This window comes from Chloroflexota bacterium (assembly GCA_020161265.1).
Taxonomy (GTDB): Bacteria; Chloroflexota; Chloroflexia; order Chloroflexales; family Herpetosiphonaceae; genus Herpetosiphon.
In genome coordinates, this window is the sequence record JAIUOC010000002.1 from 154,392 (window position 1) to 178,526 (window position 24,135).

General features: G+C 50.1%; 20 protein-coding genes. 10 read left to right on the plus strand and 10 right to left on the minus strand.

Annotated features, from left to right (window positions below):
* Nucleotides 1-11 precede the first annotated feature (11 nt).
* Nucleotides 12-2,663, minus strand: coding sequence for a cadherin-like domain-containing protein (locus LCH85_04980; GenBank protein MCA0351330.1), 2,652 nt, complete (start codon nucleotides 2,661-2,663; stop codon nucleotides 12-14).
* Nucleotides 2,664-3,024: 361 nt separating this feature from the next.
* On the opposite strand from LCH85_04980, the gene LCH85_04985 reads away from it, so the two are divergent.
* The 4 genes from LCH85_04985 (at nucleotide 3,025) to LCH85_05000 (ending at nucleotide 6,163) form a co-directional block, all read left to right on the plus strand.
* The gene (locus LCH85_04985) at nucleotides 3,025-3,522 is read left to right on the plus strand and encodes a thioredoxin family protein (protein ID MCA0351331.1); all 498 of its coding nucleotides are present in this window, start codon (nucleotides 3,025-3,027) and stop codon (nucleotides 3,520-3,522) included.
* Between the two features lie 65 nt (nucleotides 3,523-3,587).
* Nucleotides 3,588-4,436: a dTDP-4-dehydrorhamnose reductase gene (gene rfbD / locus LCH85_04990; GenBank protein MCA0351332.1), complete on the plus strand. Its 849-nt coding sequence runs from the start codon at nucleotides 3,588-3,590 to the stop codon at nucleotides 4,434-4,436.
* Complete coding sequence (locus LCH85_04995; protein MCA0351333.1) at nucleotides 4,437-5,384, plus strand: glycosyltransferase family 2 protein; 948 nt, start codon at nucleotides 4,437-4,439, stop codon at nucleotides 5,382-5,384. It abuts the gene before it with no gap.
* An 8-nt stretch (nucleotides 5,385-5,392) separates the two neighbouring features.
* Nucleotides 5,393-6,163 carry a glycosyltransferase family 2 protein gene (locus LCH85_05000; GenBank protein ID MCA0351334.1) on the plus strand — a complete coding sequence of 257 codons (771 nt, stop codon included), beginning with the start codon at nucleotides 5,393-5,395 and terminating at the stop codon, nucleotides 6,161-6,163.
* Nucleotides 6,164-6,355: 192 nt separating this feature from the next.
* Here LCH85_05000 and LCH85_05005 read toward each other — a convergent pair whose 3' ends face one another.
* Nucleotides 6,356-7,543 (minus strand): MFS transporter, encoded by a 1,188-nt coding sequence (locus LCH85_05005; protein MCA0351335.1) that lies wholly within the window; start codon nucleotides 7,541-7,543, stop codon nucleotides 6,356-6,358.
* Nucleotides 7,544-7,638: 95 nt separating this feature from the next.
* Nucleotides 7,639-8,154 (minus strand): hypothetical protein, encoded by a 516-nt coding sequence (locus tag LCH85_05010; GenBank protein MCA0351336.1) that lies wholly within the window; start codon nucleotides 8,152-8,154, stop codon nucleotides 7,639-7,641.
* A gap of 116 nt (nucleotides 8,155-8,270) precedes the next feature.
* Here LCH85_05010 and LCH85_05015 point away from each other — a divergent pair, with 116 nt between their 5' ends.
* Nucleotides 8,271-9,008, plus strand: a complete 738-nt coding sequence (locus LCH85_05015) for a glutamine amidotransferase (GenBank protein MCA0351337.1) — start codon at nucleotides 8,271-8,273, stop codon at nucleotides 9,006-9,008.
* A gap of 20 nt (nucleotides 9,009-9,028) precedes the next feature.
* A complete protein-coding gene (locus LCH85_05020) occupies nucleotides 9,029-9,769 on the plus strand; it encodes a phage antirepressor N-terminal domain-containing protein (GenBank protein ID MCA0351338.1) in 741 nt (246 codons plus the stop codon).
* A 197-nt stretch (nucleotides 9,770-9,966) separates the two neighbouring features.
* On the opposite strand, the gene LCH85_05025 is transcribed toward LCH85_05020, so the two are convergent.
* The 7 genes from LCH85_05025 to LCH85_05055 all read right to left on the minus strand — a co-directional run bounded on the left by LCH85_05025 (nucleotide 9,967) and on the right by LCH85_05055 (nucleotide 19,147).
* On the minus strand, nucleotides 9,967-10,740 hold the full coding sequence (locus tag LCH85_05025) for a glucose 1-dehydrogenase (protein ID MCA0351339.1): 774 nt from the start codon (nucleotides 10,738-10,740) through the stop codon (nucleotides 9,967-9,969).
* A 56-nt stretch (nucleotides 10,741-10,796) separates the two neighbouring features.
* Complete coding sequence (locus tag LCH85_05030; protein MCA0351340.1) at nucleotides 10,797-12,011, minus strand: CCA tRNA nucleotidyltransferase; 1,215 nt, start codon at nucleotides 12,009-12,011, stop codon at nucleotides 10,797-10,799.
* A 72-nt stretch (nucleotides 12,012-12,083) separates the two neighbouring features.
* On the minus strand, nucleotides 12,084-16,307 hold the full coding sequence (locus LCH85_05035; GenBank protein MCA0351341.1) for a S8 family serine peptidase: 4,224 nt from the start codon (nucleotides 16,305-16,307) through the stop codon (nucleotides 12,084-12,086).
* Between the two features lie 403 nt (nucleotides 16,308-16,710).
* The gene (locus tag LCH85_05040; protein MCA0351342.1) at nucleotides 16,711-17,214 is read right to left on the minus strand and encodes a hypothetical protein; all 504 of its coding nucleotides are present in this window, start codon (nucleotides 17,212-17,214) and stop codon (nucleotides 16,711-16,713) included.
* A 256-nt stretch (nucleotides 17,215-17,470) separates the two neighbouring features.
* On the minus strand, nucleotides 17,471-17,818 hold the full coding sequence (locus LCH85_05045; GenBank protein MCA0351343.1) for a lipoprotein: 348 nt from the start codon (nucleotides 17,816-17,818) through the stop codon (nucleotides 17,471-17,473).
* Between the two features lie 167 nt (nucleotides 17,819-17,985).
* Nucleotides 17,986-18,486, minus strand: a complete 501-nt coding sequence (locus tag LCH85_05050) for a hypothetical protein (GenBank protein MCA0351344.1) — start codon at nucleotides 18,484-18,486, stop codon at nucleotides 17,986-17,988.
* A 166-nt stretch (nucleotides 18,487-18,652) separates the two neighbouring features.
* Complete coding sequence (locus LCH85_05055; protein ID MCA0351345.1) at nucleotides 18,653-19,147, minus strand: hypothetical protein; 495 nt, start codon at nucleotides 19,145-19,147, stop codon at nucleotides 18,653-18,655.
* A 621-nt stretch (nucleotides 19,148-19,768) separates the two neighbouring features.
* On the opposite strand from LCH85_05055, the gene LCH85_05060 reads away from it, so the two are divergent.
* The 4 genes from LCH85_05060 to LCH85_05075 all read left to right on the plus strand — a co-directional run bounded on the left by LCH85_05060 (nucleotide 19,769) and on the right by LCH85_05075 (nucleotide 24,068).
* Complete coding sequence (locus tag LCH85_05060) at nucleotides 19,769-21,037, plus strand: insulinase family protein (protein MCA0351346.1); 1,269 nt, start codon at nucleotides 19,769-19,771, stop codon at nucleotides 21,035-21,037.
* 71 nt (nucleotides 21,038-21,108) lie between these two features.
* Nucleotides 21,109-22,083 carry a ribose-phosphate diphosphokinase gene (locus LCH85_05065; GenBank protein ID MCA0351347.1) on the plus strand — a complete coding sequence of 325 codons (975 nt, stop codon included), beginning with the start codon at nucleotides 21,109-21,111 and terminating at the stop codon, nucleotides 22,081-22,083.
* Nucleotides 22,084-22,182: 99 nt separating this feature from the next.
* Complete coding sequence (gene glpA / locus LCH85_05070) at nucleotides 22,183-23,727, plus strand: anaerobic glycerol-3-phosphate dehydrogenase subunit A (protein MCA0351348.1); 1,545 nt, start codon at nucleotides 22,183-22,185, stop codon at nucleotides 23,725-23,727.
* Nucleotides 23,727-24,068: a DUF1232 domain-containing protein gene (locus LCH85_05075; GenBank protein MCA0351349.1), complete on the plus strand. Its 342-nt coding sequence runs from the start codon at nucleotides 23,727-23,729 to the stop codon at nucleotides 24,066-24,068. The genes glpA and LCH85_05075 overlap by 1 nt, the downstream gene beginning before the upstream one ends.
* The last annotated feature ends 67 nt before the right edge of the window (nucleotides 24,069-24,135 follow it).

Here is a 24,135-nt window from a genome sequence, read left to right on the forward strand (position 1 = left end):
TTCAAACGTTCCTAACGAGTTATCAATGGCAGATATACTTGCTGGGCTGTGCTCGTGACACTTATCGTTGAGGTTTGGGTACCGCCATGGCCATCGCTTACTGTATAGCTAATCGTTGCCGTAACCAGCCCTTGGTTAGGCGCAACGTAGCGTAATTGATGTTGCTCGATGCTGACCATGCCAAGCGTAGCGCTGGCCTGAGTAATGCTCAAATCATCGCCATTCAAATCAACCACGCCAGCTAACACATCGAATGTGGTGGTGCTATTCGGCTGCACAGTATGGGTCAGCGGTACAAGCGTTGGGAAATGATTGAGCACAGCGATCGTCAATGATCCAGTTGTGGTGATGCCACGCGCTGGGTTGCGCAAGGTATAGCTCAAACTCTCAGTACCTTGAAAATCGCTTGTTGGCGTGTAAAGAATCTGAGTTCCGCTGATCGTTGCCGTGCCATTGCTGGCCGAGGTTACTGCTACCAGTTCAACAGGCTCATTATCAATCGTCCAATCATTGGCCAATACAGCAACATTAACTGATTGAGGACGATAGGTCGTGGCCGTATCTGGGGCTGCCTGAATCAAGCTGGGTGATCCATATTGCCAGGCCGCAATTCGCGACGATTCATAGCGATTGCCAACCGTATCGAATGCGCCAATCGCATACATTCGGGTTGGGGTCGAGGCTAAGGTAGTTACGCTAATTGGCACCTGTGGGGTATAGCGATATTGCACCCCACCGCCAACGCTGTTCCAAACGCCATTCCAGCGTAAAATGCCTGGGCTAACCACACCGTTAGTAATCCCGCTAAATGAGCCAGCGACATACAAGCCATCAGGTCCAAGCTCAAGATCATTGATCGGGCCATTAATCACACCGGTTAATCCCGACCATGCCGAGCCATTCCAATAGGCGATTTTTTGGGCAGCAACCTCATTAATAGTGCTAAATGTGCCAGCGACATACACCCCGCTGGCAGTTGGCTCGATTTGGGTAATGCTACTAACCCCAGTCGCTAAGCTCTGCCATTGCGTCCCATCCCAACGAGCAACTTGCGACCCATCGCTGATATAGAGCTGACTGCCATATACTTCAACGATTGTTACTCGCTCAAAACTGGCAGGTGCATTCAAGCCTTGCCATTGGCTGCCATTCCACGTCACCAAATTATGCGCAGCAACCCCATTAAATTGCTCAAAATTACCAGCAACATATAACAAGTTATTCGCTTGGGCTATAGAATGAACTTCCGAGGTGGACCGCAACTCGACTGTGCCGCTAACAACGTTAAACAGCCCATTCCCCATTCGCAAAAACAGGGCTGATTGGTAGGCTTCGGCCTCATAAGCAGTGAAATTGAGGGTATAGGGTGGTAGTAAGCCTTGCCAAGTTTGCTCGGCTTCAAACTGTGCCAATGAAGCTTGGCCATTGCCCCAAGTAATATTAGTAGCCGCAGTGTAAACAGTTTCGCCACTAGTTGCTAGCAGATTAAGCTGCTGACCACCATTTTTAATGATCAAGCCATTGGGGGTCATCGATTCCCAATGCGTGCCATTCCAAGCCAATGACATCATGCCAATGCTATATTGATCGCTATTATCATGATCATGAACAAACGAAATCAAGCCAAAAGCAAAAAGTTGCTCTTGGTAGTTCAGCAATACAACGTCGGGATACCAAAGCCAATCAATTCCTCCATTGGCTCCCGTTGTGTTTGCAAGGATCACCCAAGTGGTGCCATTCCAGCGTTGCAATTGATGATACCCTAAAGCTGTATCAACTCGGCTCATTACATACAGTTCATCATCTAAAAATGCGATACTATGCACATCGCGACGACGACCATCACCAATACCATTGCCAAAGCTATCCCAACTACTTCCATTCCACGCAGCAATATTGTTAATTGCGGGATCAAGGGTTGAGGTAAATAAGCCACCAACATACAATTGATCATTGGCCCATTCTAGATCGAGCACCAAGCCTGATAACGGGCTACCAACCTGGTTCCATTGGCTGCCATCCCAGCGTAATACACCCTGCCATTGGCCATCTCCATGGGCAAATGTACCACCAACATACAAGCCATCGGGGCGTACAAGCATGGTAAGAATCATGCCCTGAACCCCAACATCAGTATCTTCCCACTGGCTACCATCCCAGCGTGCCAAATGCTGAATTGCTTGCCCATCAATCGTAAAAGCATGCCCACTCGCGAGATACAGCTGGTTGTTATAGCTCGCAAGCGTAACTGATGTGTGGTAAGAAATTTGGTGGGGCATGGCTGTCCAAGTTGTGCCATCCCAATAGGTTAAACTAACAGGTGTGCCAGCTAAAGTAAGCTTGCCATAGGCGTAGAGCTTATTTTGATGCCATGTGATGGCAATTGCTCGGCCTTCGAGGTTGCCAATTTGCAGCCATTGGCGGCCATTCCAAGCGGCTACGCCATGGTTATGCATGCCCGAATACAGCGTGTTATTCCATTCCATCGGGCGACGAGGATAATCATTTAAATCAGAGCGATCATAAGCAGCAAATTCGTCGCTCCATGTTCCAGCGGTTTGGGGTTGATCGATCGTTTGGGGAATTTGGGGTGGTTGGGCCGCCACTGGCAAGATTAAGCTTAATCCTAAACATAGCCCAAGCAAAAACCATCGCTGCATCATCTTCAACTCCCTCGCTTGATAAAAAATCTGGCTGGGCATGGCGTTCAGGCTTGGGCCATCCCACTAAACTAAACCAACACGCATGCTAGTTAAGTTCAGTTTGCCATCCAAAAGAGATTGAGATTATGGGGAAATCTCTCATAGTCGAGGATACCAGCATAGAATTCAAGCAACAATGGGTCAAAAGGTGTATCAGCGGGCTAGCCCCAGCTAAGCCAGAGGTGAGGAAGCGCAGCAAGCATTGCGCTACAAATTTAAGAGAAACCGCTATAATAAGGGGAGCTTGAACGTGCTGTTGATCGTTGCGCCCAAGAGCAAACTCAAAGCAAGCACAAAATCACAACTGTTGAGGAATATATCCATGGCCGATTCACTCTTTGATCCAGAACGTGACCCCTTTGCAGATATGCGCCAAGCTTTAGAAACTGCGCAACGTGAACGCAAAAATATTTTAGTCGAGCTTGGTGGCGATTGGTGTGTTTGGTGTCATCGCTTAGAGGCCTTTATTAATGCTCACCCCCAATTACGCTATTTACGTGACATTCATTATGTCAAAGTAAAAGTGTTGGTGGGCGATGAGCAACAAAAAAATAAGACCTTTTTAGAACACTTGCCAGGTTTTGATGGAGTTCCGCATATTTTTATCTACAATAGCCGCGGCCAATTGCTGTGCTCGCAAGATACCAGCCCACTCGAAGAAGGCGAGAGCTATGACTTTGGGCGGGTACGCGATTTCCTGAGCCGTTGGTCGGAATGGCGGCTTTCACCCTACGATGCCTTGGCAACCGACGAACTCAAACGCCTAGTCGAGCTGCACTATTTTGGCGAACATGCCAACCAAATCACCCCTAGCGCCTAAATAAGCCCAAATTAATTGACGAATGCGAGGGCTTGTTCTACCATGCGCCGCGCAAAGGAGTTTATATGCGTGTGTTGATCCTGGGGGCAAGCGGTCAACTTGGCACTGAGTTAGCCAAAACGTTTGCCGATCATCAATTATTAATGCCGAGCCATCAAGAGCTGGATTTAAGTCAAGCCACTGCGCGGGCAGCCATCAACCAATTAACCCCCGATTTGGTGCTCTTGCCAGCGGCCTTTACCAATGTCGATGGCTGCGCACTTGATCCAGCGCGGGCTTTTCGCGAAAATACATTAGGCCCAAAATACGCTGCACTTGCTTGCCGCGACCGTGATATTCCTTTGGTCTATGTCAGCACCAACGAGGTATTTAGCGGCAGCAGCCAGCAAGCCTATAGCGAATACGATCAACCAGCGCCGATCAATGCCTATGGTCGCTCCAAGTGGGGTGGCGAGCAGGCAGTTTTGCAGCATGCACCCAATGTTTTTATCACGCGGGTGGCGTGGTTGTTTGGTGGCCAGCGCAATTTTGTGCGCACGATCGCTCGCTTAGGCCGCGAACGCCTGCAAACTGGCGAACCGCTACGCGTCGTGACCGATGAAGTTGGCACACCAACCCATGCCGCTGAAGCAGCTTGGGCAATTCGCCAACTAGTCGATAGTAACATTCCAGGTATCTATCATGTGGTCAATGAGGGCGCTTGCTCCCGCCATGAATTGGCATGTGCGGTCTTGGCAGCAGCGGGCATCGACCTGCCAGTTGAGCCAATTACTTCCGCCGAATTCAGTCGCCCAAGCAGCCCACCGCCATTTTCAGCATTAAGCAACAATGCCGCCGCAGCCATGGGCATTCGTTTGCGCCGCTGGCAAGCAGCCGTTATTGCAGCGGTCGCGGCGATCGATGAGCCAGCTTAAATGAGTCATTGCATCGACATTCTGATTCCAAATTATAACGGGGCCAGCTTATTGGCGGCTTGCCTTGAAAGCTTGCGCCAGCAAACCCGCCGCGATTTCCTGATCACGGTAATTGATGATGCCTCGCCCGATGGGAGCGTTCCCGCTTTGCAGGCCGCCTATCCTGAGGTCAATTGGCTGATTCAGCCTGAAAATCAAGGCTTTGTCGCGGCAGTTAATCGCGGCTTTCAGGCAACCAATGCGCCTTGGGTTATTTTGCTTAATAATGATACTGAAGTTGAGCCAAACTTTGTCGCCGCATTAATTGATACGCTTGAGCGTTTTCCAGCTTATGATTTTGCTGCTGCCAAAATGCTGCTTTACCATCAACCTGATCATTTACATACTACTGGCGATGGCTATAATTGGGATGGCGTGCCATGGAGTCGCGGAGTTTGGCAAGTTGATCGCGGTCAGTACGATGCAATCAGCGAGGTTTTTGGGCCATGTGCTGGGGCGGCGGCCTACAAACGCACTAGTTTGCAACACCTCGTCAATCAAGACGGCCACTTGCTTGATCCATTGTTGGTGATGTATTGCGAGGATGTTGATCTCAATTTGCGGGCACGGCGAGCTGGAATGCGCACCCTATTTGTACCTCAAGCGCGAGTGCTGCATCATTTGAGCGCGACTGGTGGCGGAGTACGAGCTAGCTACTATTGTGGGCGTAATTTTATTGTGCTGTGGTTGCGCCATATGCCATTACAAGCTTGGCCGTATGCCTTGCCAGCCTTTTTGTGGTCGCAACTGACGATTTTTGGGCAAGCCCTACGCCATTGGCGCGGCGAAGCTGCCCGTGCTCGCTTGCGTGGTCAATGGGCTGGTTTGCAGCTCATTCCCCAAATTTGGCGTGAACGAAGGTTAGCCACAGCAGAAGCACAGCGGCTGCTTGCTTGGCTTGGACGATAGGAGTCCCCATGGCCCCGTATCTTTCGGTGGTAATTCCAGCCTATAACGAAGCCCGCCGACTACCTCAGACCTTACCTTTAGTTTTGCAATTCCTCAATGCCCAACCATGGTCATGGGAGTTATTAGTGGTTGATGATGGCAGCACTGATCAAACAGTGGCACTGGCTGAGGCTGCTTGTCGTGAATTCGCCCAAGCCCGTGTGATTCAAAATCCGCATCGTGGCAAAGGCTATACTGTGCGCACTGGCATGACCCAAGCGGTTGGGGAGTATGTGCTTTTCTCCGATGCCGATTTGGCCGTGCCTATGGAAGAATGGCCCAAACTCGAAGCCAAACTTCAACAAGGCTACGATATTGTGATTGCTTCGCGCGAGGGTGCGGGAGCCAGTCGCATCGATGAGCCATTTATGCGTCATCTGATGGGTCGAGTGTTCAATATCATCGTGCGGGTTTTGGGCATTGGTAAATTCCAAGATACGCAATGTGGTTTTAAGGTATTCAGCCGCGAGGCATCCCACGATGTTTTTGGGCGCATGCGGCTGTACGACGATAGCACCGAAGCGCCCAAAGGCGCAGCAGTTACCGCCTTTGATGTTGAGGTATTGTATTTAGCCTTGCGGCGTGGCTATCGGATTGCCGAAGTGCCCGTCACTTGGCGCTATGGCGAAGAAACCAAAGTCGATAATATCCGCGATTCTTGGCGTAATCTGCGCGATGTACTCAAAGTACGCTGGAATGCGATCTCAGGCCAGTATCGCGATGTGAAACCAAGAGCATAGCAATCAGGGGGTCGGGGGTCGGTTATTGGGGATCGGAAACTGAACGAGTAACGCAGAGCTTTATGTTGGGAGAAATTTTCACCAAAAGCTCTGCGCCTCTGCCTTCAATAATTAATATTAGTGAATCTTCGCGCTCTTCGCGGTTATAGCCAAGCTCCCGATCCCCAACCCCCAGCAACCAACCCCCAGATACTAGCCAATCGTCGTTGTACGTTCAGGCTCGGGCAGTCGTACCGTGATAAAGAAGGCTGGCAATAACAAGCCAATCGCGGCAATCATGGCCCAGGTTGGCGAAGTCCAGTCGGCGAGGCTACCAATAATGGGGTAAAGCACGCCCGACGTACCCCAAGCAAAGCCCATCATCATGGCGCTGGCGGTGGCAATATGTTGCGGTGCATACTCCTGCGCCGTGACAATCGAAACCGGAATATTAGCCATCACCATTGCCCCAACCACCGCCGTCAAGGGGTAATACCACCAATCCAATGGTGATGATAGCACTAAGCCAATAAACAGCGGAATCGTGCTCAAAATACTTGAACGTAGCACCACCGTGCGCCCAACCCGATCAGAAATGCGCCCGCCAATAATGCCGCCAACCGCTGAGGCAATATTAAAAACTGCCAAGGTTGGGCCAACATGAGCATCAGCCATCGCTTGATCAAAGCGATCACGCAGCATAAAGCCCAACAAGCTGCTATACGAAACGCTTGAAAGTGAACGCAACACACTCATAAACCAAAGCCAGCGCAACGGCCCCTGAAAAACGCTGATATAATCGCGCAACGTTTTGGGTTGGCTGCGATTTTGCGCCGCCGAAGGAATCATCAAAAAGGTCAAAACCCCAACTGCAATTCCCACAGGCAGCAAATAGGGCAAACTCACCAAATCAAACTGGGCGGCAATCAGTGGGCCAAAGGCCATGCCAACCGTGCCGCCAGCCGAGAAGATGGAAACAAATAGCCCTCGTTGATGAGGATTCGCACCCATGGCGATATAGGCTGCACCTGCTGGGTGAAAAATCGCGCTGCCCAAACCGCCAAGCATAATCAACGCACCCAACATAAAGAAATTGGGCACATAACCAATCAAAGTTAGGCCGATCGCCGTTAGCACAGGACCAAACGCCGCCAACCAACGCCGATCAATATAATCGCCAACTGCACCAAGCAAGGGCTGAAGCATCGAGCCAGCAAACGACAAAATCGCCACCAAAATGCCGGTTTGGCCAATACTCACCTGATAGGTATCGCGAATACTTGGTAGCAAGGGCGCTAACAGCGAAGTCCACATATCATTCATGGCATGCGAAAATGTCATCATTACCATGACCGAAAGGCCTGTCAGAGCGACAGCCTGCCCACTTGTCCGCGTTGCCATGAAGCCTCCAAAGCACCTATGAAATTTCCCGCATATTAGGATAAGTATATAGCAGATGCAGAAATTCAGCTAAGGCCTGGCGACCGATTAACTCACTACAACACGGTAAAATTCCGCTCATCAGCATACATTACCACAACGGGCGTATTGGCGGGCGGCGGTGGGGTATTGCGCAAATCGTTGCGAATATGGCTTTGAGTTTTGGTTATGCCAATGCCCTGAGGTGAAACAAATTGATAGTTAATCACTAAATTCCAATCGCCATCGCTATCTTTTTCAAAGCGGGCATTGATAATTTGCCCAGGCAACATTTGGCCACGCTCGCGCAACGCCTTGGCCAAACGCCATGGTCGCAGCACAAAGAAATAGAGGGCTAAACTACCGAATAAGCCGAATAAAACGACAAAGGCCAATTGAATTGATACCGAATTCCAATCGGTCTGCGATTCGGCTTGACCAACATCGCGCAGCAAAAAGCCCAACGCTCCACAGCCCACAAACAAAAATGGCAGGCTAAACAACAACATAAACAGCATAAATTTGCCGCTACCATAGGGTTTTTGGCGCGTTACCACGGCGGCATTCTTGGGGTCAAGTAAAAATGGTTGCATATAGTATCCTCTGATCAAACGGACTGAGATCTAGTTTAATCGTTATACGCTAGGAATATCAAGTTTTTGTTAAGCAGCCGAGCGTAGTACAATGGGCGCGAATATGTGGAGGTGCTATGTACAACCTGACGATTGCGCATCTATACCCTGAGCAAATGAATATCTATGGTGATCGTGGGAATATCATCACCTTACGACAGCGCTGTGCATGGCGTGAGATTACAACAACCCTGATTCCCGTAATGCCAGGCAGCAGCATCGATTGGCAAAGTGTTGATCTGGCTTTTTTTGGTGGCGGTCAAGATAGTGGTCAAGCGTTAATTGCTGCCGATTTTGTTGAACACCAAACCGAGCCATTACGCCGCGCCGCCGAAACTGGCATGGTATTGTTGGCAATTTGTGGTGGCTACCAACTGCTTGGCCATTATTTTCTAACTCACACCGGCGAGAAGCTCCCAGGTATTGGCTTATTGGATGTGCACACCGTCGGTAGCACCCAACGCTTGATTGGCAATTTGCTGATCGAAGCCAATTGGGGCACTGGTCACCAAACCTTGGTTGGCTTTGAAAATCATAGTGGTGGAACCTTCCTCGGCAAGGGCGTAAAGCCGCTGGGCAAGGTGCTCGCAGGCCACGGCAACAATGGTCAAGATGGTAGCGAAGGTGCTGTGTGGCAAAATGTGATTGGCTGCTATATGCACGGCTCGTTGCTGCCCAAAAACCCACATTTCGCCGACCACTTGCTGGAGCTAGCATTGCAACGCCGCTATGGCGCAAGCGCAACCCTCAGCCCGCTTGACGATCAATTGGAGCTAGCCGCCCACAGCACCATGGTCGAACGTTTGCAACGCTAAGCTGTTGATAAAGGATCTTCATGCAACATTTTTATAATAGCGATCTCGGCCAGCTTCTTGCGCTTGATCCCAACCAAACCTATGCCGCTATTCCAGTGATTTGCGCTATGCTCGAAATTCCGCATGCCCCACAGATCAAGCGGATCAAAGCCCATGCGACGCTGGCAGCGGGCTTACGTCAACTCAAAGTACCCAACCTTGATGGCGAGGATGAACGTCAAGCCTGTTTGAGGATTGATCTGATTCCCTTATGGGCGGCGGGGCTTGATCCCAACAGTGTCAGCGCCAAAGCTGCGCCGATCGTGCAAGCGCTGAGCAGCGAAATGGCCTCAGTGCTTTGGCAGAGCTTTCGCCCGCAAGCCTTTGAAACCAACGATCAACTATTGCCCAACCGTTGGGAACAAACTCAAGCCGAGGTGGCCTATCGCGGAGCCTTGGCTGTGGCCAACCTGACTCGTGAACAAATGTTGCTTGAGCGCCAACTGACCGCCGATGTTGAGGCTCGCGAAATGGGTGGAATGAGCGCCGAAATCGAAGCCAATGCAATGTTGTTGGCTCGCACCGTTCGGCGGGTGGCGCAGGTAGTCGGTGAGCGCTCTCGGCGCAACGAATACCCAGCAATTTTCGATGGCTTGTATCGCCAATGGGGCATTACCACCTATCGTCGTATGCCACAGGCTCGGCTCAACGAAGCCCTTGCTTGGCTCGAACGCTGGTATGGCGATGCCCTCGGCGAGCCTGAGCCAATGCCCGATATTTAGAAGGATGAAGGATGAGGGATGAAGGATGAAATAAGGGCTATAGGCTATCGGAACTATTTTGGAATTCGAATGAACTCCATCGCCAAAAGCCTATAGCCTCATTTCCTTCGTGTCCTTCGTGGTTAAAACTAATTCCTGGCCCCTGACCCCTGATCTCTGCCCCCTATATTCTATGTTCTATGTTCTATGCTCTCGAATTAACCTAAAATTCCGCCGACCAAACTGCCACCATCCATGGTGATAACTGTGCCAGTGGTGAAGGCAGCAGCATCGCTAGCCAGATACAGCGTAGCGGCGGCAACCTCATCGACCGTGCCAATTCGACCTAAGGGCGTGCCAGCCACAATTTTTTGATTCAGATCCTCGTTATCCCACAGGGCTGAGCTAAATTTGGTTTTGATTAAGCCAGGTGCTAAGGCATTGACCCGAATATTCATTGGGCCTAATTCTTGGGCCAACTGTTTGGTCATAGCAATAACGGCAGCCTTGGAAATGCTATAAATGCCCATGGCGGTCGCCGGTTGCAAGCCCGCCACCGAGGCTACATTGATGATCGAGCCACCACCTTGCGCCTGCATGGCCTCAGCCGCTGCTTGGATCAACCAAAAGTAGCCTTTCACATTGACTTCGTAGGTTTTATCCCATTGAGATGCATCGGAGTTGAGCAATGGGCCAAAGTGGGGATTGGTAGCCGCATTATTAACTACAATATCGATTCGGCCCCATTCTGCCAAAGTTTGTGCCACCACTGCCTGCACTTGTTCAGGCTTACCAGTATGACAAGCTATAGCGAGCGCCGTGCCACCTGCTTGGTTGATACTATCAGCAACAGTTTGCAAGCTTTCCAATTTACGGGCACAAACCACGACTTTGGCTCCGGCTCGGGCAAAATGTTGAGCAATTGCCTCACCAATTCCGCGTGATGCCCCAGTTACGATTGCCACCTTGCCACTTAAATCGAATGTCGTCATTGGCATTACTCCTAGCTCAAGGGCGAATACATAGCCTTAAATAATCCATAACTATCTTAGCAAAGATTCGGGTGCTCTCGTTCAAATTGATCAAGCTGGCGTTCACGAGCCTCGGCCAGCAAGGTTTTATACTGTGGGCCAGCAGCAATCCCTTGGGCTTGCAGATCGCGCCCAGTCACGGCGCTAGCAATTGGCCGTAAGTATTGCAGATAATACTTAATTCTGTGTTGAATTGATATTGCCTGATTACCCGCCCACACTTGGAGCAGCAACGGCTCAAATGGACTCAGCAAACGATCAAGTTGGCCTGCCGAAAGCGTGGTTTGGGTTAACGTTGCTGCAAACGTCGCCAGTTCAGGCCATTGTTCAACCATCAAGCGAATTGGTTTGGCCAAACTAAAGCGCTGGGTTTGGGTTTGGGCTACGCTGGGGGACAATTGGCTCATCAACAATAGCCACACAATCGCTAATTGCTGATCGGGCTGATTGGTAAGCAGCATTTCAGCTTGTTGATTGAGATTGCTTGACCAGCCGCTACCAAACAATTGCCTGAGCACCCCCCAACTATCCGCCAAGCTTAACGCCGCCAAAGCGCTTGGCTCGGTGAGCAACAAACCTAGCTCATTCCACAAACGTGCAGGCGTAGTTTGATCAAGCCATGGCAAGGCTTGCTGCAACAGTCTGGCGGTTTGTGATTCAAGCTCAAAATTCAAACGCGCAGCAAAACGGATCGCACGGAGGATACGGGTTGGATCATCGATAAAACTCTGATCATGCAATACTCGAATCAAACCATGCTGGAGATCAGCGTAGCCATGCTGTGGATCAATTAATTGGGTTGGCTGATTGATCAGGCGTAAAGCCAGACAATTGATCGTAAAATCGCGGCGGGCCAAATCAGCAGCTAAATTGGCAAAACTAACGACTGGTAAGGCCGCAGGCTGGGGGTAATATTCACTGCGGGCTGAAATTAAATCCAAACTGTAAGCACCAGCTGCATCCTGCCAACTCAGGGTAGCAGTGCCAAAGGGCGGGTGGGTATGCAGTTGATCCGGCCAAACGGCAGCCCAAGCCTCGGCCAGCGCGATCGCATCGCCTTCAACCACAACATCAATATCGCCAACTGGTCGCTCCAGCAACCAATCGCGAACACAACCACCAACCAGATAGCAAACTAAACTATAAGTATCAGCAGCTTGGATTAACCATTGTAAGCGGTGTTGCAAGTCAGGGCTTGCTTGGTGCATAAAAGGATTCAAATCATACAACATTGAGCGATCTCAACAAAAAAATGCCCTCACTCGCATTGAGTGAGGGCATTGTAACCGACAATCGTTCAAGGTTTACGACGAACGGCCAACCAATGGCATGAAGATCTTGAACACTGCTTGAACGGCTTCGATAGCCACAGCTTCAGTGCCGGTATTGCTATCAGCGGCTGAGCTATATTCAAGGTTATTGGTCAAGGTTCCAGCTTGGGTTGCGCGAGCGCGGTAGCTGAAGGTGCGCAAGCCTGGTTCGCCAGCACCCAACGAGGTACAGATAGTTGTACCTGCGGTTGGCAAGTTGGCGGCGGTTGAGCTATCACCACTGTAGTAGTAGGTGTTGCCAACCGTACCAGTCAAGTTTTCGATCCCAACTGCTACACCATCAGCGAAGGTGGTCAAATTGCCAGTGAGCGAACCGTAAACGGTACAGAACTCTGACTCAATGCCATCAGCGCGGGCATAGTTGGTAAAGTTGAAGTTTGAGGTTGGATCGTCATATTGTTGGGCATCTTCGTATTCAACTGCAACATACGGTACAGTTGGATCGTTTGGATTGACCCCATCAACAATCAAGATGTAATACTCGCCACCACCGGTATCGGTAGCTGACGTACCATCCAAGTCCAAGTCCGTCCAAAGACCAGCGTATACCCCGTTAGGAGTTGCTGAGTTTGGCATATCTTGGGCAACATAGTTGGTATTGCCTGATGGAAGCGTTGGGTCGAATTGAATCAAACCGTTGCTCCATGGGCGAACAGCGCCATAATTCACATCGTAGGCGCGAACAAGGTACGTGCCTAAGGTGAAGTTTGGTGCGGTTTCGTCACAGGTAGTACTGACAGCGGCACAAATCGCAATAGCGTTGGCATCAGCTGAAACATCGAAGTTATCGAATGCTACGCCACCATCGCGGCTATCGCTGAAGGTATAGCCAGTTTCAGCGGCATTGACCAAACCACTCCAAGTAACCGTGCGGGTTGATGAGTTGTAGCTCGCGCCAGCAGGCAAGCTGCTCACGTCAACTTCCAAGCCAACTGGCAAGGTGCTGGTTACATAGAAGGTATCGTTCATTGCGCTGTAGTTAGAGATTGCCACGGTGTAGGTGACATATTCGCCAACATCAACCATGGTATCGCTAACATCAACACTGACTTCTGGTTCCAAGACTTCGAGAGTGAAGGCAGTACGGCCAATGCTACCTGGGCTAGCTGGGCTGGTGCCAAGGTCAAATTCGCCGAACCAGACATCGCCAGCTTCGAGGGTTGGCTCATCCCAGTGAATATCAACACTGAATGGTTCGCTACCTGAAACATTGGCTGGGCCAACAACATCCCAGTTGCCAAGGTTGCTGCCAGGTACGTAGTAGATATCAACCGTGGTTGAGTCGGGAGCAGCAGCCGAAGCTTGCCAGTTTTGAACAACCACAATGTAGTTGCCAGCAGTAGGGTTGTTGATCGTGACGGTTTCGTAGGCCGATGAGGTTGCTGATTCAGCAACTTGTTCGCCTGCTTGAGGAATCCCGTCGCCGTTAGCATCGCGAACAACGAACAAGTCGATGTCTTCTGATGCGGTATCGGTGATCTTCGCGACAAACTTGCTTGCGCCAGCAGGAACTTGCAATGCGCGATAGAAGACACCGTTGGTCAAGCTATCGTATGGGTTACCATTGGTGGTATCGCCAGTGATAACTTCGGTTGCGCGAACACCCTTGGTCAAGCCAAATTCGCGGATGGTCAGGTTGGTTACGTTGAGGGCGCTAAAGCCACCAGCGGTCACCATACCAGTATCGCGGCGGGTGGTTGCTGAAACACTTTCGGGCACGCCACCAGCGCTAGCCTTGACGGCAATTGGGAAGTGGACAGCTGGGGCACGGCTGGCGGCTTCAGTCAAGCGGAATTCGCCAAACTTCCAAACGCCATCGATTGCTTGACCACGAACGTCAGCCTTGATCGTGATAACTTGGGTTCCACCAGCAGGAATGGTGAAGCTGGCTGGGGTTGCAGTTACCGTTACAGGAGCGGTTGAACCGCTAACATTCCAAGTTGCTGGAACGTTCAAGGTGTTCTTGACTGTCCGTGTCCAAGTACATTCGACTGGGCACGATTCGTTAGCAGCACTTGCAATGTTCAAGGTTGCAGGGTTGCCACCAGCTGATGGGTTAGCATTGATGAAGTTTGGAATGGTTTCATCAAGCACCAAGCCAGCGCTGAATACTTTGGTCAAATCGACGCGGCCAGCACCCATGTTGAATGGATCGGCAGCGGTTACGCCATCGGGTTTAACAACGCTGGTCTTAGCAGTCGTCATCAAGGCCGATTTGATTTCGAATGGAGTCCAAGTTGGGTATTTTTGGCGCATCAGAGCGGTCACGCCAGCATTGTGCGGGCTTGACATTGAGGTACCACCGATAACTTGGAACAACTCGCCATCAGCGAAGCCATCATCCCAAACGAATGCGGTATGACCAGCGTTGACATCAACACCAATCAAGGTTACGTCTGGTTTGAGCACGTTTTTGATGGGCGAAGGACCCATTGAGCTAAAGCCGGCCATCTTATCGCCAGCGCCCATAACCTTGACACCGCCATCGGCTTTACCGCTAGCGCCGCCTGCTTGAGCATAGGTGATTAAGGCTTCGCCAGCAACGCTTTCCAAGGTTGCGTTCTTTTCGAGGTGAACACAAACTTTGGCGCAGTAGTCGGCAACGATACCTTGGTTATCAGCAGCGTTGACGATGATCCCGCCGCCAGCACCACCAGCAAACACGTTAGCGTATTTGAGCACGCGGGCGTTGACACCACGGCGACAAATCACGATATCGGTTGCGTTGAAGGTTCCTGGGGCATAGGGTTGTTGACACAAGCTAGGGGCAACAGTTTCGCTGCCTTGAACTGGAGCCAATTTGATTTGGCCAGTGACCGTGCCTGGGTAGAGTGAAGCACCAACCAATGGTGACGGAGCCGCGCCCGTACCACCGCTCAAGTTGCTCACATAGCCTTTGAATTCGCGGGCTTGGGTGCTTGCAGCAACGGTAATCAACCATGGTGAGTTGTGAGCGACGCTCCCAACCGTACCAGCGTTACCAGCCGATGCGCTAACCAACACGCCAGCAGCGTTAGCGTTACGGAATGCAACTTCAACCCCGTCAGTCCATGGTGAGTTACCACCGCTGATCGAGTAGTTCAACACATCAACGCCGTCAATCAAGGCTTGGTTGATAGCTGAAACTGAGTCGCCACCGTTACAACCGCCGTCATCGCTGATTGCAGGATCTTCTTCCCAACAAACTTTGTAGGCGATGATCCGAGCGCGTGGGGCAACCCCCGAGACAGTGCCGAATGGTGAAGCAGTGCCACCATTACCACCAGCAGTGGTAGCGGTATGGCTGCCGTGACCATCTTCATCCATTGGTGAATCAACTTCACCAGGGAATGCGATGCCGCCACCGTTATACCACCAAGCCCCGATCAGTTTGTCGTTACAAGCGCCAAACGAACCATCTTGAGCTTGTGGGCTTGATGGCGCACAAACGCCTTTGTAGCCACCTGGCCATGCGCTATAATCGCCACCAACTGGTGATGGATCACGCAATGATGGGTGGATACCAGTCGTGGTCAAGGTGCTTGATGGGTTGTAGATCCCGCTATCGATCACCCCAATCACAATGCCTTCACCAGCGTTCGTGCCGGTGCTGCCACCACCAAGGTTTTGCCAAAAGCTGGCGCTACCAATGAATTGGTTGCTGCTATCTGTATCAAGTTTTTCAACGGGAGCAACTTCGACTGATGCAACATCAGGGTGGTTGCGCAAGACGGTAATTGCTGAAACATCAACATCCAAGAACATCCCGTTCAAGGCAACTTGATAATCAGCAATTTGTTTGATTTGGGTTGATTTGGCTTGCACATCCTTGAGGAAGCTGGCGTGCTGAGCATCAAGATGTTTCAAGTAGGCTTGTGATTCAGCCGTCTTGACATCAAGCTTGGTGCGGCCAGTTTGCGCATTGGCGGTAGCCTTCAAACCCTTAACTTCGCCAGCATAGGTTGCCAACGGAGCTTCGTGGAATTGAACAATAACTTTAACTTTGCCAGACTTGGGGAAATCACCATACAATGGGGCAATTGTGGGCTTGCTTGAACGATTAGCACTGGCTTGGTTCACTTGAACCGATTCAGTGGCCGTTTCCACAACGGGCTTGAGGGGTTCTGCCGCCCGTGTGACATTGTTAGCGCTTAAATTGCCCGCTAACATGGTTAACAACGCTAAGACCGTTGCTAAACGAGTGTAACGATGTTTCACTACCAGTTACTCCTTCAGCTATATCGAATTCAGACCTGGGCGAGTTGGGAATACTACGACGAAAATCAACCTCCTTATCGACAGTGCCTTAATTCGCATATCAATCTATAGCCTGAACCAAATCAGCGTTAAGCCTGATTTGGCAGATGATTGCAGATAAACCCCGTGGCTGAAAGTTGTACAACCTCTTTGGGGAGAACTCGAAATATCACGCCCCGATGGCTCTCAAATGGTATAAAAAAGCGGTACTTAATGGTGATTGCTGATATGCTGCGCTTTATTATAACACAGTCTACTTGGCATGATGAAATGATTAAGGGGGGATTATTAGGGTAATTGTAGTTTCCATAGTTGAACAATCAGCCAGCAATCATGTTAAGAACGACAAACTCTCTTCGGTAGCTTATTGCGGAAGATCAACACATGGGATCTCCATCAAGGTCGCTACATTAATGATATACCCAACACCAAACTTGAAACCCGTCGGTTGATGTGATCCTCCATGCTCCACATAGAGTGTATAAACTCCTTCCTGGGTAATCGACGGTGTCCATGCTTGCTGAAACACGGCTCCATTCGCGGCTAATCGCGCAGGCGGATCAATTGGTTCCCAATAATAGCGTTGTGGTTCCTGACCCAACGGGCCTGCCAAATAAAAACGGGTCTGGGCAAGATCAAGGTCAAAACTGCCCGCTTCGATCTGCATGACAATCGGTTTTGATTCTTGTGGTTCCCAGCAGTTTTTTGCAGTCTGAACCACCGCGTTTGGACCAAATATATTTCCCCGTTGCTGCAAGGCATACTCTACCGGCCCTGCAGTTGGATTAACAGGTTGCAGACTTATTCGCCCACATGCCACCAACAGAAGCATAATCACAAGGAACCTGAGTATGGTAATCCGCAGCACAACCATTCCTCCTTCTATAGATAAGCTATCCAAAACAGCGAAGAATCACCTTTTAAATAGATCGTGACTCCATTATCTCATTCAACAGCTACTTGAGATCGGCACACGCTATCTTTCTCGTGGTATGCTGATTAACAAGATATCCAACCCCAAAGCCGGCAGGTAGTGGAGTAATAGACCCCTGATCATCCTCCCACCTGAGGAGATAGCGACCTTCTATAGTCAGTGTGATCGTCCAGGTTGTTTGAATCATCGGTTAGCCGACCTTAATCAGGGGAGGAAGACCATCTGGTTCCCAATCGATCTGGGAAAGATTGGGAGAACTACCAGACTCCAACGGCCCTTCCACAAATAACCTTGATGTTCGTATATCCAAATCTCGTGTTCCTGCTTGCAGCGTGAGGTGTATGGCAATTGGCTCATTCAGGGAAAAACAATTTTTTGCTATCTCAATTGCTGCATCTGGGCCAAATTCGCTGCCAACATAAGTAGTCAAATGAGTGGTGATTGGAGCAAGGACTGGATCAGGTTGTTGATTAATAATACTACACGACGCGAGCATAAAAACTAACAACAAGAAAATGAAGCCATTATACCGTTTCATACATATTCTCCCACCAAGACCCGCGTTATAAACTACCAAACCTTGTTGTCACTACAACGCGCTATACATGCGTTAATCAGCCTGAACGAATGGTCAGGTGTACGCCATTTGGCACCATCAAGTATCGATCCAATGACTCCTCACGATGCATTGACGAACGAATATGGTTATTCTGCTTCGAGTTGATCACACGGAATGTTGACATCATAGAAATTCCGCAGATAGGTGACACCAAACTGCATACGGGTGATTTGTTCACTGCTTCCCCGCCCAATGACGAGTATATACATCCCCGGTTCGAGGTCGGGCAGCGTCCAGTCATACTGCTGTGCAGGATCGCTGGCCCGAAGCACAATTGATTTGGGCGGAGTCCAGACAAATCGCTGGGGAGCATCCGTATACAGCGGGCCTTTCACAATGAATGCGATTTTCGCAAAATCAAGATCGATGTTGCCTGCTTGCAAGGTGATTTGCATGGTGATTGCTTCATGCAGATCGAAACAGTTCTTGGGAAGGTAGACTTTTGCAGCATCACCGAATCGCATCCCTTCACCTTCTTTGGCAAGGCGATAGGTAATTGCTTGGGCCGTTGGATCAGGTTGGCTTGGCCCACACGCCGCCAAAATAAGAACCAACAACAAGAGAATGCAACATTTATACCGTTTCATACATCTGCTCCCACCAAGACCCGCGTTATAAACTACCAAACCTTGTTGTCACTACAACGCGCTATTTATGCATTGATCAACCTGAACAAATGGTCAATTGTACGCCATTTAGTACCATCAAGATCGATCCAATGACTCCTCACGATGAACTGACGAACTGCTATAGTTATTCAGCTTCGAGTTGATTACACGGAATGTTGACATCATAGAAATTCCGCAGATAGGTCACACCAAACTGCATCCGTGTGATTTTTTCACTAGTTGGATTGCCAATCACGAGCATATATATTCCCGGCTCGAGGTCGGGAAGTTTCCAATCGTACTGCTGTGCTGGATCGCTGACTCGAAGCACAGCCGCTGTGGGAGGATTCCAGACAAAGCGTTGCACTGTATCGGTATACAGCGGACCTTGCACAATGAATGAGCTCTGCGCAAGATCAAGATCGATGTTGCCTGCTTGCAAGGTGATGTGCATGGTGATTGCTTCATGCAGATCGAAACAATTCTTGGGAAGATAGATGCTTGCGGCATCACCAAAGTAATTCCCTACATCGTTAAGGTGATACATTATTGGCCCTGCAGTTGGATTAGGTTGGCTTGGCCCACACGCACCCAAAACCAGAACCAACACGCCAAGAACCAAGCACATGTAACGTTTCATACAGAATCCTTGTAAGCCGCGTTTCAGCAAGCCACTAAACATTGCCATCCAGCAGCTATCCACGAGTTGATGAGCCTGAACGAATGAGTTATCCATTAATTAATTAGCACATCAATCAATCCCTTTCACCCATAATAATCATGGTGCGATTGAGATGGTGAAGAGATTTTGCCAAGTAGGGAATATGATTAGGGGAAATAGCGCAGCCTCTCTTACATCTCGATTACGACTATACAACATCTATGGGCGCTCTGTCGAGGGGATGCATGGGTTATGTCTCACCAGCTTACAAGGCTATGTTTTCGCTGCAAACCACGGAGTCAGAGATTCATCGCTGGATGATTGCCCATCACCAAATGTTCTTGAGCGAGTGCAGGGGGATTAAAGCCCCCTGCGTTTCCCGCATTGAGGGAAGGATAGCAATATTAATGCGAAGTGAAAACCGCCCCTTAGTAAGACCTGAGCAGAAAAGACGAAACCCATAATCAGCATAATCAACCATTACCAGCAAACCACACCCTAACCCACCAAAATAGCTGTTTCTTGGCACAAAATGCCGTGTTATGATTAACCTAAACCATTGCGAAATGTGATGATTTAATCAGGTTTTAGGAGTATTACATGGCCCCTGTAAAAGTAGTTTTGCCAAATGGCCTGCGGATTTATACCGATGAAATGCCGCACACGCATTCGGTTTCGATGGGTATCTTTACCCAAGTTGGCTCGCGCTATGAAAATGCTCGCCTGACAGGAATCTCGCATTTTTTAGAGCATATGTTTTTTAAGGGTACTGCCAAATACCCCACTGCCAAAGACCTTAGCGAGGCAATTGAGGGCATTGGTGGTTATATCAATGCCTCTACATCATATGACACAACCTGTTATTATTGTAAAGTTGCCAATATTCATACCGAACGCGGCATCGATGTCTTAACTGATATGCTCAATGCAGCCCTGTTCGATCCCAAAGAAATTGAAAAAGAACGTGGCGTGATTCAAGAAGAAATTAAAATGTCACTCGATGTGCCTGCTCAATGGGTACATCAATTGCTCGATGAATTAATGTGGGGAGATCAGCCACTTGGCCGCGATATCGCTGGCACACTCGAGAGCGTTGGAGCCTTTACCCGCGAAGATTTGTTGAATTACCGCGATCAGCATTATGTTGCTGGTAATACGGTCATTTCGTTGGCAGGTAATTTTAATAGCACCGAAATTGTTGATCGCCTGACCAGCTTATTTAGCAATTATCGCGTGCTTGACGTGCCCAAACCAATTACCACTAATAGTTTTGGCACAGCTCCAGTTGTGCATCTTTTAAATAAACCAACCGAACAAACTAATTTTGTGTTAGGCCTCAAATCGTTTGGCTATGGCGATAGCGATCGCTGGGCGCTCAGCGTGCTCGATAGCATCCTTGGCGGTGGCATGTCCTCACGCTTGTTCCAAGAAATTCGCGAAGAACGCGGCTTGGCCTATAACGTCGGCTCCTACACCGCCGAATACGATGATGCTGGCAAGTGGATTGTGTATGGCGGGGTTGAAGTCAGCAAGGCAGTCGATGCAATTGCCGCAATTATCGAAGAACTGCGCAAATTGCGCGATCATGGGGTGACTGCCGCCGAGTTACACCGCATTAAGGAACAAGTTAAGGGTGGAATGCTGCTTGGGCTGGAAGATACTTGGTCGGTGGCTAATCGCAATGCTCGCCATGAACTGCGCTACGGCGAGGTGATTCCAGTTGAGCAAATTGTGGCTTGGATCGAAGCGGTCACGCTCGAAGATATTCAGCGCGTGGCTCAACGCCTAATTCGCCCAGATAACTTATACTTAGCAATCATCGGCCCGCATGCCGAGGCCGCTGAATTCGAACAAGCTATCACGTTATAGCAATTCGCCGCGAGATGCTGGTTGGCAATGCAGCCAGCCAGCGCCCATTGCAAGCATAAGGAGAACACCGCGTGAGCCGTTTTGATGAAATGCGCATTTTTAGTGGTTCGGGCAACCCAACCCTAGCGCAGGCGATCAGCTCGTACATTGGCATCCGCCACGGTGAACTGAGTATCCATACTTTTCCGAATGAAAATATTTTTGTCAAAATCGAAGAAAGCGTCCGCGAACAAGATGTGTTCGTGGTGCAATCATTAGGTGCTCCGCTTAACCATTTGATTATGGAAATGTTGATTATGCTCGATGCCTTCAAACGAGCCTCGGCTGGTCGCATTACCGCTGTGATTCCTTACCTCGCCTATAGCCGCACCGATAAAAAAGACCAACCGCGCGTGCCAATCACTGCCCGTTTGCTAGCCGATTTGATCGTTGCCGCTGGCGCTCAACGGGTGCTGACCCTCGATTTGCATGCTGGCCAAGTTCAAGGCTTTTTCAGCGTTCCGGTCGATGAAATGAGCACCATGCACCTGCTGACCAACGAGGTCAAATCGTGGGGCTTGGAAAATGGCATCATCGTCTCACCTGGCTTGGGCTTTGCCAAAAAAGCCCGTAACTTCGCCGAAGCTGTCAATATGCCCTTGGCCTTGGTCGAAAAACGCCGAATCAATCACCACGATGGCACGGTTGGTCACTTAGCAATTTTGGGCGATGTGGCGGATCACGATTGTGTAATCGTCGATGATGAAGTTGCGACTGGCCATACTATGGTGCGGGTTTCCGAGTTGTTGATGGAACGCGGCGCACGCTCAGTTCGTGCTTGCTGTATCCATCCTTTACTCTATGGTGATTCAGTTGAGCGGATCAAGCGCAGCCCAATCGAGCGCTTTGTCACCACCGATACGATCACTTTGCCACCAGAAAAACGCTGGCCAGCCTTGGTGGTCAAGTCGGTTGCCCCACTCTTGGGCGAGGTCATTCAGCGTATCCACACTGGGATTTCGGTTGGCGCAATGTTTCCGGCTGGCCCACAAATTGGCCGCTGGTAGCCATTAATATTAATTAGGTAGATAAGCAATGCAACCCGAAGATTTAAGCTAAGCCGCTCGATCTTCGGGTTGTTTAATCTGGCATAAGGATGTTTGGCGATGCTTGATTCGATTGATGTTTTGGTGATTGGTGGCGGCGCAACAGGCACGGGAGTTTTGCGCGATTTGGCGATGCGTGGCTTGAGTTGTGTTTTGGTCGAGCGCCGCGATCTGGCCGATGGCACAACTGGCCGCTACCACGGCTTGCTGCATTCAGGCGCACGCTACATTGGCCGCGACCGCGAAGCCGCCCGCGATTGCGCAATTGAAAATCAGATTTTGCGCCGCATCATTCCACATTGCATCGAGGATACCAGCGGCTACTTTGTTTCCACGCCCCAAGATCCCAAGCGCTACGCCGAAGAATTTCTAGGTTTGTGCTTTGCTGCTGGTGTGCCAGCCCAACAAGTGCGGGTTAGCAGCCTTTTGCAACGTGAGCCAGCACTCAATCGCGGCATTTCGCATGCCTTTGAGGTTGCCGATGGCTCGGCTGATGCCTTTTTGACGGTTGAAGCCAATGTACGTTCAGCTCGTGAGTATGGCGGGCAGACCTTACTCTATCACGAAGTGATTAATTTAATCGTTGAGGCTGGCACAGTCGTTGGCGCTCGCTTGCACAACACCCTAAATGGCGAGGAATTTAATCTCGCCTGCCGCTATGTGGTCAATGCTGCTGGGGCGTGGGCTGGCCGAATCGCCGCCTTGGCTGGAATCGCCGTTGATATTGTGGCGGGCAAAGGCGTGATGGTGGCCTTCAATCATCGCTTGGTTAATAGCGTGATCAATCGCTGCAAGCAGCCAGGTGATGGCGATATTATCGTGCCAGTGCGCACGGTTTGCGTGGCTGGAACGACCGACGAAAGTGTGCCCGACCCCGATGATCGTTCGATGTTGGCCCATGAAATTGCCACGGTTTTGGATGAAGGCGAGATTCTCATTCCTGGCTTAGCGCAAGCCCGCATGCTACGAGCATGGGCTGGCGTGCGCCCACTCTACCGCGAGCAAGCCACCACCGAAGATCGCGATCTTAGCCGCGATTTTAAAGTGCTCGATCATGCCCAACGCGATGGGGTAGCCGGAATCGTTTCAATTGTAGGCGGTAAATACACAACCTATCGCATGATGGCGGAACGGACAGTTGATCTGGTTGCCAAATATGTGCAAAATACCAGCGCCTGTCGCACTGCTGAGGAAGCTATTCCAGCCCCCGATCAACGCCGTTTATTTACGGTTGGTGCGCCATTAGCAACAATTGAGACCGAACAAAGCTATGGCGATTTAATTTGTGAATGCGAATTGGTTACACGCCAACGCTTGCTTGATGCCTGGCAAGCAGGCGCAACCAGCATCGACGATTTGCGCCGCGATACGCGCATCGGCATGGGGCCGTGCCAGGGTGGTTTTTGTACTATGCGTACCGCCGCTCTCGCCTACGAAGCCCAAGTTGCCGATCAGCAACAAAGTGTCGAGGCAATTGAGCACTTTTTGCAAGAACGTTGGCGTGGGATTCAGCCAATTCTCTGGGGCGATCAATTACGTCAAGCACGGCTCGACGAGCAGATTTACCTTAATCTATTAAATGTGCAGCCTGAGGATGCCCAATAATGCGGTGGCAACTCGCCCGTTGGCAACAATTGGCCCGCCAGCTGAAACAACAACTACGAATACTCTTGTTGGCATGGCGTGATCCGCGTGTGCCATGGTATGCCAAAGCCCTAGCAATTTGCACCTTGGGCTATGCTTTTAGCCCAATCGACCTAATTCCTGATTTTATTCCGGTGTTGGGCTATTTAGATGATCTCTTGATCCTGCCGCTTGGTATTATGTTAACAATTAAACTTATTCCCAGCGTCGTTTGGCAAGAATATACAATCAAGGCCCAGCAAACTCCAGCCCAATCCAAACCAGTTAGTTATATCAGTGCAGGCTTGATTATTGGGCTTTGACTTGGAGCAGCATGGTGGGCATTTAATTTGCTTCGCTAAGCATAAATTCAATCAAAAGTCGCTTCAT

Coding starts and splice junctions, on each gene's coding strand:
- LCH85_04980 (MCA0351330.1), bottom strand. CDS start 2,663: ATGATGCAGCGATGGTTTTTGCTTGGGCTATGTTTAGGATTAAGCTTA.
- LCH85_04985 (MCA0351331.1), top strand. CDS start 3,025: ATGGCCGATTCACTCTTTGATCCAGAACGTGACCCCTTTGCAGATATG.
- rfbD (MCA0351332.1), top strand. CDS start 3,588: ATGCGTGTGTTGATCCTGGGGGCAAGCGGTCAACTTGGCACTGAGTTA.
- LCH85_04995 (MCA0351333.1), top strand. CDS start 4,437: ATGAGTCATTGCATCGACATTCTGATTCCAAATTATAACGGGGCCAGC.
- LCH85_05000 (MCA0351334.1), top strand. CDS start 5,393: ATGGCCCCGTATCTTTCGGTGGTAATTCCAGCCTATAACGAAGCCCGC.
- LCH85_05005 (MCA0351335.1), bottom strand. CDS start 7,543: ATGGCAACGCGGACAAGTGGGCAGGCTGTCGCTCTGACAGGCCTTTCG.
- LCH85_05010 (MCA0351336.1), bottom strand. CDS start 8,154: ATGCAACCATTTTTACTTGACCCCAAGAATGCCGCCGTGGTAACGCGC.
- LCH85_05015 (MCA0351337.1), top strand. CDS start 8,271: ATGTACAACCTGACGATTGCGCATCTATACCCTGAGCAAATGAATATC.
- LCH85_05020 (MCA0351338.1), top strand. CDS start 9,029: ATGCAACATTTTTATAATAGCGATCTCGGCCAGCTTCTTGCGCTTGAT.
- LCH85_05025 (MCA0351339.1), bottom strand. CDS start 10,740: ATGACGACATTCGATTTAAGTGGCAAGGTGGCAATCGTAACTGGGGCA.
- LCH85_05030 (MCA0351340.1), bottom strand. CDS start 12,011: ATGTTGTATGATTTGAATCCTTTTATGCACCAAGCAAGCCCTGACTTG.
- LCH85_05045 (MCA0351343.1), bottom strand. CDS start 17,818: ATGAAACGGTATAATGGCTTCATTTTCTTGTTGTTAGTTTTTATGCTC.
- LCH85_05050 (MCA0351344.1), bottom strand. CDS start 18,486: ATGAAACGGTATAAATGTTGCATTCTCTTGTTGTTGGTTCTTATTTTG.
- LCH85_05055 (MCA0351345.1), bottom strand. CDS start 19,147: ATGAAACGTTACATGTGCTTGGTTCTTGGCGTGTTGGTTCTGGTTTTG.
- LCH85_05060 (MCA0351346.1), top strand. CDS start 19,769: ATGGCCCCTGTAAAAGTAGTTTTGCCAAATGGCCTGCGGATTTATACC.
- glpA (MCA0351348.1), top strand. CDS start 22,183: ATGCTTGATTCGATTGATGTTTTGGTGATTGGTGGCGGCGCAACAGGC.
- LCH85_05075 (MCA0351349.1), top strand. CDS start 23,727: ATGCGGTGGCAACTCGCCCGTTGGCAACAATTGGCCCGCCAGCTGAAA.